Below are 11,899 nucleotides of genomic sequence, written 5' to 3'. Positions count from 1 at the left end.
GGCAAGCCCGCTCCTGTAGGAGCGGGCTTGCCCCGCGATCAATTATTCAAAAATCGACAAATCCAAAGGCCTGATCGCCCCCATCCAGATCGCATGATCGCGATGGTCCGCCAGTTCATCCCCAGTCAGCGGATGCAGAAACACCACCAGCCCATGGCGATACAACGCCAGCCAGGGCAGCACCACACCTACCACTTCTGGCCCGAACGCCAGCTGACAACTCCAGTCTGGATGCGGCCCGACCGGCTTCTGGTGCATACGGCCCATGCTCACGCCAAACAGCTTGGCCGCCTCTTCACATAACTGCCGCGCCTGCTCCAGGGTGCTGGCGTCGTAGTAAACATGGGCGTGATAGCCTTTGATCCTCTGCACACTGACTCCTGAATGCTGCTGGTCCAAGCTCGGACGCCAAGTTATCTTCCACGACTATACGCTGGCTAACTCCAATGCGCGACTTGCTCTGCCAAACCAGACATCACCACCTGTGCAGCTTATGCTTTTGATTGAAGCCGCAACAATTTACTGACTATCCTTTTATTGCATTTACCCCTAGCTAGATCTAGTGTTTTTTATGCATTCACATCTAAATGGATTTGTAGAAATGTACACGCTTAGATATTTAATAAGAACAGTGCCAACCATTATTATCTGCGCATTTTTTTACACAGGACTTATCATGATTGGCATAAGAAAACTATACCCCCTCGAAGAAACCACATACTGGATTACAGGGGGAATTTTGTTTGTTATTATTTCCATTGTCGGTTTAAAAATTTACATCCCCATGCTACGAAATACATGGTAGCCATCGTCACACCAAACAGTTTGGCGATACGTAGGATATCGGACTGCTCACAATTTTACTTATGATCGAGGATCAAATCACTTTACCACCATGTATCGCGTAACCTGGGGATGTAAAACCTTAAGCCAGCAGCGGTGATAAAAACATAAATAAATCCGTATGCAATCCAATATGACTTTTTTTCTAGCGGAAATATTTCTGTCACGCACCACATAACAACAGCCGTGTAAAATATAGAGCAACCTGCAATAGTCAAACCCAAGCTTACTAAATATCTAACTGTATACATCTCTACAGAGCCCTTCGAGTGAAAGCTAATCTCGCCATGGGATTATTTACTTTTAACTTCCGGATTTTCCGCTGATACCATAGAGTTAATCGTAATTGAATTCACTAAGGCCTCAAAAAATAAGGCCAACTTACCGACTTGTTGATACGCAGGCTCGTAATTAACTGGATCCCTCCTAAAAAGCTGCACTGAATTCGTCTTTCGTATGGGCTGCATCATACCTCTAGCCGACAGAGCCAAGTCGACCACACCATACGCCATGTTCCCTGAGTATTCATCTTTAAAAAGGGCTTGATAGGCACGTCTGGTTGGACCCTGTGCCGCTTTTCCTGCCGGGCCGTTATATATATTCATCCCACCTTCATAAATATTATTAACACCGTGTGCGACGAAAAGCGCGCCTACTGGAACTCCCAAACCGTATGCAGACCCGGAAGTCTTAATTCCAACTTTAATCTGCATCACACCCGCTACGACCCCAATTCCGTTTTGAGCATAAAAACTCGCCTTGGAAGCCAGCTCGGCATACTCTGCCTTTATCTCCTGCACACCCTCCCAAGCGCTTTTTATACCGTCGTTAACATCATTTATTATTTCATTAACATAATTGGATACGACGGCACCGAACTCAAGCTGAATCATCCCATCATAGAAGTTAGTCGCGCTAATGGTGCAGCCCAGTGCAACCAAGTCAGAGCCAGCTTTGGCGACATCATTGATATCGCATGATTGCTCATTCACCTTCGCCACCCCAAAAAGCATAGGCACTTGTGCTTGCCGGGTGGTGTACCCAGCTGATATCCCGGTACCTAATGGCCAGAAGCTCTTGTGGCTGCGCATCCCCCATGTGAATGGCATGGGGCACCTGAACGCTTAAATTGGCAATCCGCCCACCCGATAACGACACAGTAAAATATCTTTCGTGACCACCCGCAGGTGTGCTGCGATAGAAATTTATTTTACATTCGATTTCTTCGCCTTCCTGCAAAGCGCTGGCTAGCAAAGGCGTGGACTTATCAATGTTTTTGGTAATAACGACCGGCATATGTTGGCCACGACCACCTGACGTGCTGCCGTCATTGCCACCTGCCATATTATGAGTGTAAGCCAGCACCATGATTTCATCTTCGTGGCCCGCTTGGCATTTATTCCCTATTGATTGCTGGCTTGAGCAACCAGCGGAAATCAAACCTTGCTTCTTTCCGGTAATGGTCATGTAACTGTGATTGGCCATGCAACGCACTCCTTGTGGTAAGAGTGGTCAGTCTAAAGGCGGATAATGTTTATTACTTGTAGGAAGTTTCTGAAAAAACAGACAACATATGTCTAAATTAAACTGCAAAATTCATTATCTTCCGCCTTAGCCATTTGAACCTGATGCTTTGACGCGACTTGCGTCCAAGCGCCAGACATCGCACCCTGAGCGGCCCTTGTTCGCGATAGAGACTGCCCATGGCCCGGCCTGATCGCCACCATCTGCTGCCCTTTCTGACCTGGCTGCCCGCGCAAACGCGCGGCAGCGTGCGCCGCGATGTGCTGGTGGGGTTGAGTGGCGCGATTCTGGCGCTACCACAGTCAATCGCCTACGCCCTGATCGCCGGCCTTCCCGCCGAGTACGGCCTGTATGCGGCGATCGTACCGGTGATCATCGCCTGCCTTTGGGGCTCGTCCTGGCACCTGGTGTGCGGGCCGACGGCTGCGATTTCCATTGTGCTGTATGCCAGTGTCAGCCCACTGGCCGTCAGTGGTAGCGACGACTACATCAGCCTGATCCTGTTACTGACATTCCTGGCCGGGGTGTTTCAGTGGTTGCTGGGCATGCTGCGTTTTGGCGCGCTGGTGAATTTCGTCTCTCAATCCGTTGTGCTGGGCTTCACTCTCGGCGCCGCCGTGGTGATCGCTCTCGGTCAACTGCCTAATTTGTTGGGGCTGGATTTGCCCAGTCAGGCTACAGCGCTGAATACCCTGGAAAGCTTGCTGGAGCACGTAAGTGAAGTGGACTGGCCGTCCCTGACGCTGGGCTTAGGCACGCTGATAACCGGTGTAACGATCAAACTGCTGCGTCCACGCTGGCCCAGCCTGTTGATAACCCTGGTCATTGCCAGCCTGCTGGTGTGGCTGCTGCCCGGCGTGTTCGGCCATGTGCGCCTGGTTCCGGGTTTCATCGGCCAATTACCGCCGTTCAGCCCAGTGCCCTTGCTGGACCTTGAGCTGATCCTGCGCCTGCTGCCCAGCGCTGTAGCGGTGGGCATGCTCGGGCTGGTCACTAGCCTGTCGATTGCCCGTTCATTGTCGTCGCGCTCAGAGCAATTGATCGACGCCAACCAGGAAATCCGCGGTCAGGGTCTGTCGAATATGGTTGGCAGTTTGTTTTCCGGTTACCTGTCTTCAGGCTCTTTCACCCGCTCCGGGCTCAGCTATGACGCTGGCGCCCAGTCACCCCTGGCCGGGGTGTTCTCGGCGTTGTGGGTGGCCGTGTTCGCGGTGGCCGGTGCAGGGCTGATCGCGCACATTCCGATTCCGGCGATGGCGGGGAGCATTCTGCTGATCTGCTGGGGCTTGGTCGACCATCGGGCCATCAAAGCGCTGTTCCGGGTCAGCCGTTCAGAGTTTCTGGTCATGAGCCTGACCGCCACCGCAACCTTGCTGTTGGAACTGCAAACCGCGATTTACGCCGGGGTGCTGGCTTCGCTGTTCTTCTACCTCAAGCGCACTTCGCGGCCGCGCATTCAGCAGTCACGTGAAGGCAATGCCGATGTGCTGCGTGTGGGAGGGTCGATCTTCTTTGGTGCCAGCCATTACTTGCAGGTGCGCCTGCAGCGCTGTCAGGGGCCGGAGGTGATCATCGATGCGCGGCAGATCAACTTCATCGACTATTCCGGGGTCGACATGCTTCACCGTGAAGCCCGCCGTCTGCGTCGTGCAGGCGGCAGCCTGACGCTGCACCGGGCGCGGCCTCAGGTTGTTGAGGAGTTACATAAGCTGGAAGGGGTGGAACATTGCCCGATTCGTTTCGAGGAATAGCGCTGTCGCGGGGCAAGCCCGCTCCTACCGGTAGGAGCGGGCTTGCCCCGCGATGTGCCCTTAACTTCGAGCCAACTGCCGTCGTAATTCATCCAGCACCGGAGCCGTATCCGGACGAACACCACGCCAGATAAAGAACGCCTCAGCGGCCTGCTCGGCAAGCATGCCCAGCCCATCCAGCACCTTGCCAGCCTTGTGTTCACTGGCCCAGCGGCAGAAGGGGGTCGGCTCTTTGCCGTACATCATGTCGTAGCAAACGGTCTTGCCCGCTTCGATCAGGCTGGCAGAAATCGGTGGCAGCTCACCGGCAAGGCTTGCGGAAGTCGCGTTGATGATCAGGTCGACCGGTTCTTGCAGCCAGCTGAAACCGCTGGCTGCCACAGGCCCCAGGTCGGCGAATTCACGGGCCAGTTGCTCGGCCTTTTCCACGGTGCGGTTGGCAATCACCAGCGAGGCCGGGTTGTGCGCCAGCAATGGTTCCAATACCCCACGCACGGCACCACCGGCGCCAAGCAGAAGAATGCGCTTGCCGGTCAGTTGCACACCGGCATTGACCGTCAAATCACGCACCAGGCCCGCACCGTCGGTGTTGTCGCCCTGCAAACTGCCATCAGCCAGCTTGCTCAGGGTATTGACCGCGCCCGCACGTTGCGCCCGTGGTGTCAGGCTGTCGACCAGGCGATAGGCCTCTTCTTTGAACGGTACCGTGACATTGGCACCCAAGCCCTGCTTGAAGAAACCCTGGGCACACATGCTGAAATCGTCCAGCGGCGCCAGCAAGGTGCTGTATTCAAGCTGCTGGCCGGTCTGGTCGGCAAACAGCCGGTGAATCAGCGGCGATTTGCTGTGGCCGATCGGGTTGCCAAATACAACGTACTGGTCCATTTACACGGTTCCTGGGTCAAAGTCGGGCAGGGCCGGAAGTTATCCACAGTGACTCAGTGCGCTGCCTTGGCTTCGCCAATCCAGTCACGGTCCTGCAGGAAATACTCGGTCAGGCGCGCTTCTTCGCTGCCTGGCACGGCTTTCCAATCGTACCCCCAACGCACTTGCGGTGGCAGTGACATCAGAATCGATTCGGTACGCCCGCCCGATTGCAAACCGAACAGGGTGCCTCGGTCGTACACCAGGTTGAACTCGACATAGCGGCCGCGGCGATACTCCTGGAACTCGCGTTGTTCGGCGGTGTAAGGCTGATGCTTGCGCCGCTGGATGATCGGCAGGTAAGCCTCGACATAGGCATCGCCAATAGCGCGCATGAAGGCGAAGCAGGTGTCGAAGTCCCATTCGTTCAGGTCATCGAAGAACAGGCCGCCAATACCACGCGGTTCGCCGCGGTGCTTGAGGTGGAAGTAGCGGTCGCACCAGGCTTTGTAGCGCGGGTAGACATCCGCACCGAACGGCGCGCAGGCGCGCTCGGCCACCTGGTGCCAGTGCAGGCAGTCTTCTTCGTTACCGTAGTAAGGGGTCAGGTCGAAACCGCCGCCGAACCACCACACCGCTTCTTCACCTTCCTTCTCGGCAATGAAGAAACGCACATTGGCATGCGAAGTTGGCACATGCGGGTTATGCGGATGAATCACCAACGATACGCCCAGGGCCTCGAAGCCTCGTCCGGCCAGTTCGGGCCGATGGGCGCTGGCCGAAGGCGGCAGGCCGCTGCCAAAGACGTGGGAGAAGTTCACGCCGCCTTTTTCGATGACCTTGCCTTCACCAATTACCCGCGTGCGCCCGCCACCGCCGGCTTCGCGCGTCCAGGCGTCTTCAACAAAGCGAGCACCGCCGTCTTCGGTTTCGAGAGCGGCGCAAATACGGTCTTGCAAGTCGAGCAGGTAGGCTTTCACGGCCTCGGTGCGGCTAGTCATCAGGTCACCTGGAAGCGGGCATGAGCAAATTCGGCGCGTAGCATACCACCGGCAACCCACCGGCCGCAGTTGACGGCGATCAAGCAAAGGCGTCCGATAGGGGTTTTCCACAACCGACGGAGAGTGCAGATGGCCAAGCGTATTCAGTTCAGCCAGCATGGAGGCCCTGAAGTCCTGCAACTGGTCGATTTCGAGCCTGCCGCCCCCGGCCCGCAGCAGGTCCGTGTGCGTAACCAGGCTATCGGCCTGAACTTTATCGACACCTACTTCCGTAACGGGCTGTACGCACCGCCGTCACTGCCATCAGGGCTGGGCACCGAAGGTGCGGGGGTCGTGGAAGCGGTCGGCGAGCAGGTGACACGCCTGAAAGTCGGCGACCGGGTAGCCTATGGCGGAGGCCCTCTGGGGGCTTACAGCGAAGTGCATGTGCTGCCTGAAGCCAACTTGGTCAAACTGCCTGACAGCATCAGCTTCGAACAGGCTGCAGCCGTCATGCTCAAGGGTTTGACCGTGCAATACCTGTTCAAGCAAACCTACCCGGTACAGGCGGGCGATACCATTCTGTTCCATGCTGCCGCCGGAGGTGTTGGCTCATTGGCCTGCCAGTGGGCCAAGGCCTTGGGCGCCAAATTGATCGGTACGGTCAGCTCTGCTGAAAAAGCCGAGCACGCCAAGGCGCTGGGCGCTTGGGCGACCATCGATTACAGCCATGAGGATGTCGCGCAGCGCGTACTAGAGCTGACTGATGGCAAGAAATGCCCGGTGGTGTATGACGGCGTTGGCCAGGACACCTGGCTGACATCGCTGGACTGCCTGGCACCGCGCGGCCTGATGGTCAGCTTCGGCAACGCCTCAGGGGCGGTCAGCGGGGTCAACTTGGGGATTCTGGCGCAGAAGGGTTCGCTGTATGTCACCCGCCCGACCCTGGCCAGCTACGCCAACACTGCCGAAAACACCCAGGCCATGGCTGACGACCTGTTCGCGATGATCTCCAGCGGCAAGCTGACGGTGGATATTCAGCAGCGCTATCCGCTGAGCGAAGCGGCCAAGGCGCAGACTGAGTTGTCGGCGCGGCGCACCGTTGGGTCTACGGTGTTGTTGCCTTAATCGCTTCGCGGGGCAAGCCCACTCCCACAGTGGTGGGAGCGGGCTTGCCCCGCGATTGATATTCAACCCGGCCGAACCACATCCCCGCTAGCCAGATCACGAATCACACTCGGATTACGCCGCCCGCCCAAGGCGCCCCCCAGCACCAGGTCCAACTGCCCGCGGAAGTACTGCTCTACCCGCAAGCGGGTCTTGGCCGCAGGGCGCCCCTGAGGGTTGGCCGAAGTCGACACCAGCGGCCCGACCAGCGAACACAGCTCACGCACCTGCGGATGATCACTGACACGCAGGGCGACGGTGTCGTGAACACCGGTAATCCATTCCGGCAGCATATTCTGGTGTGGCACCAGCCAGGTGTTCGGGCCAGGCCAGGTGCTGCTCATCCGATCAAGCCAGACTTCGGGGAAATCTTCGAACAAAAAGTCGAACTGGCGGATATTGTCGGCGATCAGGATCAGTCCCTTGTCGACCGAGCGCGATTTGATCGCCAGCAGACGATCCACCGCTTCTTCGTTCCAGGGATCACAGCCCAGGCCCCACACGGCCTCGGTTGGATAGGCAATCACCGCACCGGCCCGAATTTCACGCGCGGCTTGTTGCACACGCCAACTGCTCACCATTGCTATCACTCCGCATAAAGGCTGACGAGCAGTGTACTTAGGCCGGCCGGGCAAACCAACGCCCAGCTTCATTACAAACCCGTCCGTCCACTTCAAGCTCGGTCAACGCGGCTAGCACCCGAGGTAAAGGCCAGCCGCTACTGATCGCCAGTGCCTCGCTGGTTTGCGGGGCTGCCAGTAATAGATCTTCCAGCACATGGCGCGGTTGAGCCAACTGGCCGGAAGGCGCGGGCGGCAAACGCTGCCAGCCCTGCAGGGTTTCGATGATCTGATCGATGCACTCCACCAGCAGCGCGCCGTCACGAATCAGTTGGTGACAGCCTTTGGAGCCGGGGTGATGAATGGAACCCGGAATGGCATACACCTCGCGCCCTTGCTCGGCGGCCAGGCGTGCAGTAATCAGCGAACCACTGGCCAGGCTTGCTTCCACCACCAGTACCCCCAGCGACAGGCCACTGATGATGCGATTGCGCCGGGGAAAATTGCCCGCTACCGCGCCAGCATCCAGGGGAAACTCGGAAACCACGGCGCTACCGTGTTCGACCATCGCAGCCGCCAGCGTCCGGTGGCGTTGTGGATAAAGTTTCTGCAAGCCGGTGCCCAGCACCCCGATGGTGTGGCCGCCGACGTCCAGCGCTGCCTGATGAGCGGCACCGTCTACCCCCAACGCCAGACCGCTGGTCACCACAAACCCGCTCTGGGCCAGACTTCGTGAAAACGCCGCAGCGGTGTCCAGTGCCGGGCGCGATGCACGGCGACTGCCAACAATCGCCAGCTGTGGTTTCTCCAGCAGGGCAGGGTCACCGGCCACGAACAATAGCGGTGGTGCGTTAGGAATCTCCGCCAGCAAGGCGGGGTAAGCGGGGTCGTCCCACATCAGCAAATGCTGGTCGCGACGCTCTAGCCAGGCCAATCCAACCGCTGCACCATCGCGCACTTCAACGCTGCGACGGGCGTGGGCACTCTCGCTGGGTAGCCCCAACGCGGCCCAGGCAGTGGCCGTCGCGCTCAATGCTGCTGATGCGCTGCCAAAAGCCTGGAGCAGCAAGTGAAATCGCTGCGGGCCAAGCCCTGGGATTTGATGCAGGCGCAATCGCGCCTCAAGTTCGGCGGGCGAACCACCTCGGTAAGCGGTTTGAGACATGACGATCATCCTTGATCGAAGGCGTTGCCCACACGCTGCACAACCTGTGGATAACTCTGTTGATAATGCTTTGACAACCGGTTGAAAGATTTCCCTTGGCAGCCAAATCAGCGGCTGTCTGAAACCTTAGCTGACCTTTGCCAGGTGCCGAATGCGTCGAATCCCTTTATTATGTGTACTCATGTTTGTAACTCATCGCACAGTGCAGCTCATACGCTTATGGCCATTCTGAACATCCTCGAATTCCCGGACCCGCGCCTTCGCACCATCGCCAAACCGGTGGCCGAAGTTGATGACGGCGTTCGTCAACTGATCGATGACATGTTTGAAACCATGTACGAAGCCCCGGGTATCGGCCTGGCCGCCACCCAGATCAACGTGCACAAGCGCATCGTGGTCATGGATTTGAGCGAAGACCGCAGCGAGCCACGGGTCTTCATCAACCCTGAGCTTGAGATGCTGACCGACGAAATGGATCAGTATCAGGAAGGCTGCTTGTCGGTGCCCGGTTTCTACGAGAACGTCGACCGCCCGGTGCGGGTGAAGATCAAAGCGCTCGACCGTGACGGCAAGCCCTTCGAAGAAATCGCCGAAGGCCTGTTAGCGGTATGCATTCAGCACGAATGTGATCACCTCAACGGCAAGTTGTTCGTCGATTACCTGTCGACGCTCAAACGTGACCGGATCAAGAAGAAGCTGGAAAAGCAGCATCGCCAGCAAGCTTGATCTCCTCTTTCCAAAGGCTTGCTCCGGCAAGCCTTTTTCTTTTTCAGCGAGTTAAGCGAGAACGCCATGCGCATTGTCTTTGCAGGCACCCCAGAGTTTGCCGCCGAACACCTCAAGGCCCTGATCGACAGCCCTTATGAAGTGGTGGCCGTCTACACCCAACCGGACCGTCCGGCCGGGCGCGGGCAAAAGCTGATGCCCAGTGCGGTCAAGCAGCTGGCTGTGGATAACGGCATTGCTGTCCTGCAACCGCCAACGCTGCGCAATGCCGAGGCTCAAGCTGAACTTGCCGCCCTCAAACCCGACCTGATGGTGGTGGTTGCCTACGGCCTGATCCTGCCGCAAGCGGTGCTGGATATCCCGCGTCTGGGTTGCATCAACAGCCACGCCTCCCTGCTGCCACGCTGGCGCGGAGCTGCGCCGATCCAGCGCGCGGTAGAGGCGGGCGACAGTGAAAGCGGCGTTACCGTCATGCGCATGGAGGCCGGGCTCGACACTGGCCCGATGTTGCTCAAGGTCATCACCCCGATCAGCGCCAGCGATACCGGTGGCAGCCTGCACGACCGTCTCGCCGAAATGGGCCCGCCAGCGGTGATCGAAGCGGTGGCCGGCCTGGCTGCTGGCACGCTGCAAGGTGAGATCCAGGACGACAGCCTGGCCACTTATGCACACAAGCTGAACAAAGACGAAGCACGCCTGGACTGGAGCCGCCCGGCTGTTGAACTGGAGCGTCTGATTCGCGCCTTCAACCCGTGGCCGATTTGCCACAGCAGCCTTAACGGTGAAGCGCTGAAAGTGCTCGCCGCGAGCTTATCCACAGGCACCGGCGCACCGGGTGAAATTATCGGCGCTAGCAAAGACGGCCTGATCGTCGCCTGCGGTGAACAGGCCTTGTGCCTGACCCGCCTGCAATTGCCCGGCGGCAAGGCGCTGAGCTTCAGTGACTTGTTCAACAGCCGTCGCGAGAAATTCGCCGTCGGTACGGTGCTGGGTCAATGAATCCACGTTTGGCAGCCGCCCGCGCCCTGGCGGCAGTACTCAGCGGTAAAGCGTCTTTGAACAGCTCGCTGCCCGCGCAACTGGACAAGGTCGAGGTGCGTGACCGTGGCCTGACTCAAGACCTGGCCTTTGGCACTGCGCGCTGGCAGCCGCGGCTCTCGGCACTGGCCGAGCGCTTGCTGCAAAAGCCGTTCAAGAAAGCCGATGCCGATGTCGAAGCGCTGATGCTGGTGGGCTTGTACCAGCTGCTCTACACCCGCATCCCTGCCCATGCCGCCATCGGCGAAACCGTGGGGTGCGCCGACAAGCTGAAAAAGCCTTGGGCCAAGGCCCTGCTCAATGCCGTGCTGCGCCGCGCGCAACGCGAGAGCAGTGACATCCTTGCCGAGCTGGAGCGTGATCCGGTGGTGCGCACCGCCCATCCGCGCTGGCTGCAAAAGTCGCTGAAGGCATTCTGGCCGGAACAATGGGAAGCCATCTGCGCCGCCAACAATGCCCATCCGCCGATGATCCTGCGGGTCAACCGCCGCCATCACAACCGTGAGACTTATCTGCAGCTGTTGCACGACGCGGGTATTGAAGCCAGCGCCTGCCAATTCAGTGCCGATGGCATCCTGCTGGCCCAGGCCTGCGATGTGCGCAGCCTGCCCGGTTTCGATCAGGGCTGGATCAGCGTCCAGGATGAAGCGGCGCAACTGGCCGCCGACCTGCTTGATCTCGCGCCCGGCCAGCGGGTGCTCGATGCCTGCTGCGCACCCGGCGGCAAGACCTGCCATGTGCTCGAAGCCGAGGCCAAACTGGACGCCGTGGTGGCTATCGACCTTGAGGCCAAGCGCCTGACGCGGGTGCGCGAGAACCTCGACCGCCTCGGCCTTGATGCCCAGTTGATTGCCTGCGATGCCCGCGACACTGCCAGTTGGTGGGACGGCAAAGGCTTCCAGCGCATCCTGCTCGATGCGCCGTGCTCGGCCACCGGTGTGATTCGCCGTCATCCCGACATCAAATTGACCCGTCAGGCGGACGATATCGCGGCCCTGGCAGCCTTGCAGGGCGAGCTGCTCGATGCCCTGTGGCCGACCCTCGAAGTCGGCGGCATTCTGCTGTACGCCACCTGCTCGACGCTGCCAACGGAAAACACCGAAGTCATCGAAGCCTTCCTCGCCCGCACCCCAGGTGCCCGCGAGCTGGACCTGGCCACCCAGGCCGGTGTGCGCCAGCCACACGGCCGCCAGTTGCTGGCCCAGGAAGGCGGACACGACGGCTTCTACTATGCCAAGCTGATCAAAATCGCCGCCACACGCGGATAACAAGAGAAGGGAA

The 11,899-nt window shown here is 58.6% G+C and carries 12 protein-coding genes; 5 read left to right on the top strand and 7 right to left on the bottom strand.

The features are described from left to right. Positions 1-42: 42 nt before the first annotated feature. The 3 genes from ACP6KB_RS00180 to ACP6KB_RS00170 form a co-directional block, all read right to left on the bottom strand. Positions 43-372, bottom strand: a complete 330-nt coding sequence (locus tag ACP6KB_RS00180) for a DOPA 4,5-dioxygenase family protein (RefSeq protein WP_442111133.1) — start codon at positions 370-372, stop codon at positions 43-45. A gap of 764 nt (positions 373-1,136) precedes the next feature. Next, entirely contained in the window at positions 1,137-1,835 is a 699-nt protein-coding gene (locus tag ACP6KB_RS00175) for a DUF4225 domain-containing protein (protein WP_442111131.1), read from the bottom strand. Beyond that, positions 1,828-2,328, bottom strand: coding sequence for an Hcp family type VI secretion system effector (locus ACP6KB_RS00170; RefSeq protein WP_442111129.1), 501 nt, complete (start codon positions 2,326-2,328; stop codon positions 1,828-1,830). Before ACP6KB_RS00170 ends, ACP6KB_RS00175 begins: the two co-directional genes overlap by 8 nt. A gap of 218 nt (positions 2,329-2,546) precedes the next feature. Between ACP6KB_RS00170 and ACP6KB_RS00165 the strand changes: the two genes are divergently transcribed. After that, complete coding sequence (locus tag ACP6KB_RS00165) at positions 2,547-4,118, top strand: SulP family inorganic anion transporter (RefSeq protein WP_442111127.1); 1,572 nt, start codon at positions 2,547-2,549, stop codon at positions 4,116-4,118. Positions 4,119-4,178: 60 nt separating this feature from the next. Here the strand turns inward: ACP6KB_RS00165 and aroE are convergent, their stop codons facing one another. Together aroE and hemF are read right to left on the bottom strand one after the other, a co-directional pair. Then, positions 4,179-5,003 (bottom strand): shikimate dehydrogenase, encoded by an 825-nt coding sequence (aroE, locus tag ACP6KB_RS00160; RefSeq protein ID WP_442111125.1) that lies wholly within the window; start codon positions 5,001-5,003, stop codon positions 4,179-4,181. 53 nt (positions 5,004-5,056) lie between these two features. After that, positions 5,057-5,983, bottom strand: a complete 927-nt coding sequence (gene hemF / locus ACP6KB_RS00155) for an oxygen-dependent coproporphyrinogen oxidase (protein WP_442111123.1) — start codon at positions 5,981-5,983, stop codon at positions 5,057-5,059. 129 nt (positions 5,984-6,112) lie between these two features. On the opposite strand from hemF, the gene ACP6KB_RS00150 reads away from it, so the two are divergent. Then, positions 6,113-7,090, top strand: coding sequence for an NADPH:quinone reductase (locus ACP6KB_RS00150; RefSeq protein WP_442111121.1), 978 nt, complete (start codon positions 6,113-6,115; stop codon positions 7,088-7,090). A gap of 62 nt (positions 7,091-7,152) precedes the next feature. On the opposite strand, the gene ACP6KB_RS00145 is transcribed toward ACP6KB_RS00150, so the two are convergent. Both ACP6KB_RS00145 and dprA read right to left on the bottom strand, forming a co-directional pair. Then, a complete protein-coding gene (locus tag ACP6KB_RS00145) occupies positions 7,153-7,710 on the bottom strand; it encodes an L-threonylcarbamoyladenylate synthase (RefSeq protein WP_442111119.1) in 558 nt (185 codons plus the stop codon). Between the two features lie 37 nt (positions 7,711-7,747). Continuing rightward, entirely contained in the window at positions 7,748-8,854 is a 1,107-nt protein-coding gene (gene dprA, locus ACP6KB_RS00140; RefSeq protein WP_442111117.1) for a DNA-processing protein DprA, read from the bottom strand. A gap of 219 nt (positions 8,855-9,073) precedes the next feature. On the opposite strand from dprA, the gene def reads away from it, so the two are divergent. The 3 genes from def to rsmB all read left to right on the top strand — a co-directional run bounded on the left by def (position 9,074) and on the right by rsmB (position 11,886). After that, complete coding sequence (gene def, locus ACP6KB_RS00135) at positions 9,074-9,580, top strand: peptide deformylase (protein ID WP_442111115.1); 507 nt, start codon at positions 9,074-9,076, stop codon at positions 9,578-9,580. Positions 9,581-9,646: 66 nt separating this feature from the next. Continuing rightward, on the top strand, positions 9,647-10,579 hold the full coding sequence (gene fmt, locus ACP6KB_RS00130; protein WP_442111113.1) for a methionyl-tRNA formyltransferase: 933 nt from the start codon (positions 9,647-9,649) through the stop codon (positions 10,577-10,579). Further along, on the top strand, positions 10,576-11,886 hold the full coding sequence (gene rsmB, locus ACP6KB_RS00125) for a 16S rRNA (cytosine(967)-C(5))-methyltransferase RsmB (RefSeq protein ID WP_442111111.1): 1,311 nt from the start codon (positions 10,576-10,578) through the stop codon (positions 11,884-11,886). The genes fmt and rsmB overlap by 4 nt, the downstream gene beginning before the upstream one ends. Positions 11,887-11,899: the final 13 nt, after the last annotated feature.

This window comes from Pseudomonas sp. NUPR-001 (assembly GCF_052147955.1).
Classification (GTDB): domain Bacteria; phylum Pseudomonadota; class Gammaproteobacteria; order Pseudomonadales; family Pseudomonadaceae; genus Aquipseudomonas.
Note: the sequence above shows the minus strand (reverse complement) of the source record. Positions and strands in the feature narration are given on the sequence as shown.

Excerpts from the sequence above, each read along its gene's own strand:
- ACP6KB_RS00170 (WP_442111129.1), bottom strand. The coding sequence starts at position 2,328 with ATGGCCAATCACAGTTACATGACCATTACCGGAAAGAAGCAAGGTTTG.
- ACP6KB_RS00165 (WP_442111127.1), top strand. The coding sequence starts at position 2,547 with ATGGCCCGGCCTGATCGCCACCATCTGCTGCCCTTTCTGACCTGGCTG.
- aroE (WP_442111125.1), bottom strand. The coding sequence starts at position 5,003 with ATGGACCAGTACGTTGTATTTGGCAACCCGATCGGCCACAGCAAATCG.
- hemF (WP_442111123.1), bottom strand. The coding sequence starts at position 5,983 with ATGACTAGCCGCACCGAGGCCGTGAAAGCCTACCTGCTCGACTTGCAA.
- ACP6KB_RS00150 (WP_442111121.1), top strand. The coding sequence starts at position 6,113 with ATGGCCAAGCGTATTCAGTTCAGCCAGCATGGAGGCCCTGAAGTCCTG.
- ACP6KB_RS00145 (WP_442111119.1), bottom strand. The coding sequence starts at position 7,710 with ATGGTGAGCAGTTGGCGTGTGCAACAAGCCGCGCGTGAAATTCGGGCC.
- dprA (WP_442111117.1), bottom strand. The coding sequence starts at position 8,854 with ATGTCTCAAACCGCTTACCGAGGTGGTTCGCCCGCCGAACTTGAGGCG.
- def (WP_442111115.1), top strand. The coding sequence starts at position 9,074 with ATGGCCATTCTGAACATCCTCGAATTCCCGGACCCGCGCCTTCGCACC.
- fmt (WP_442111113.1), top strand. The coding sequence starts at position 9,647 with ATGCGCATTGTCTTTGCAGGCACCCCAGAGTTTGCCGCCGAACACCTC.
- rsmB (WP_442111111.1), top strand. The coding sequence starts at position 10,576 with ATGAATCCACGTTTGGCAGCCGCCCGCGCCCTGGCGGCAGTACTCAGC.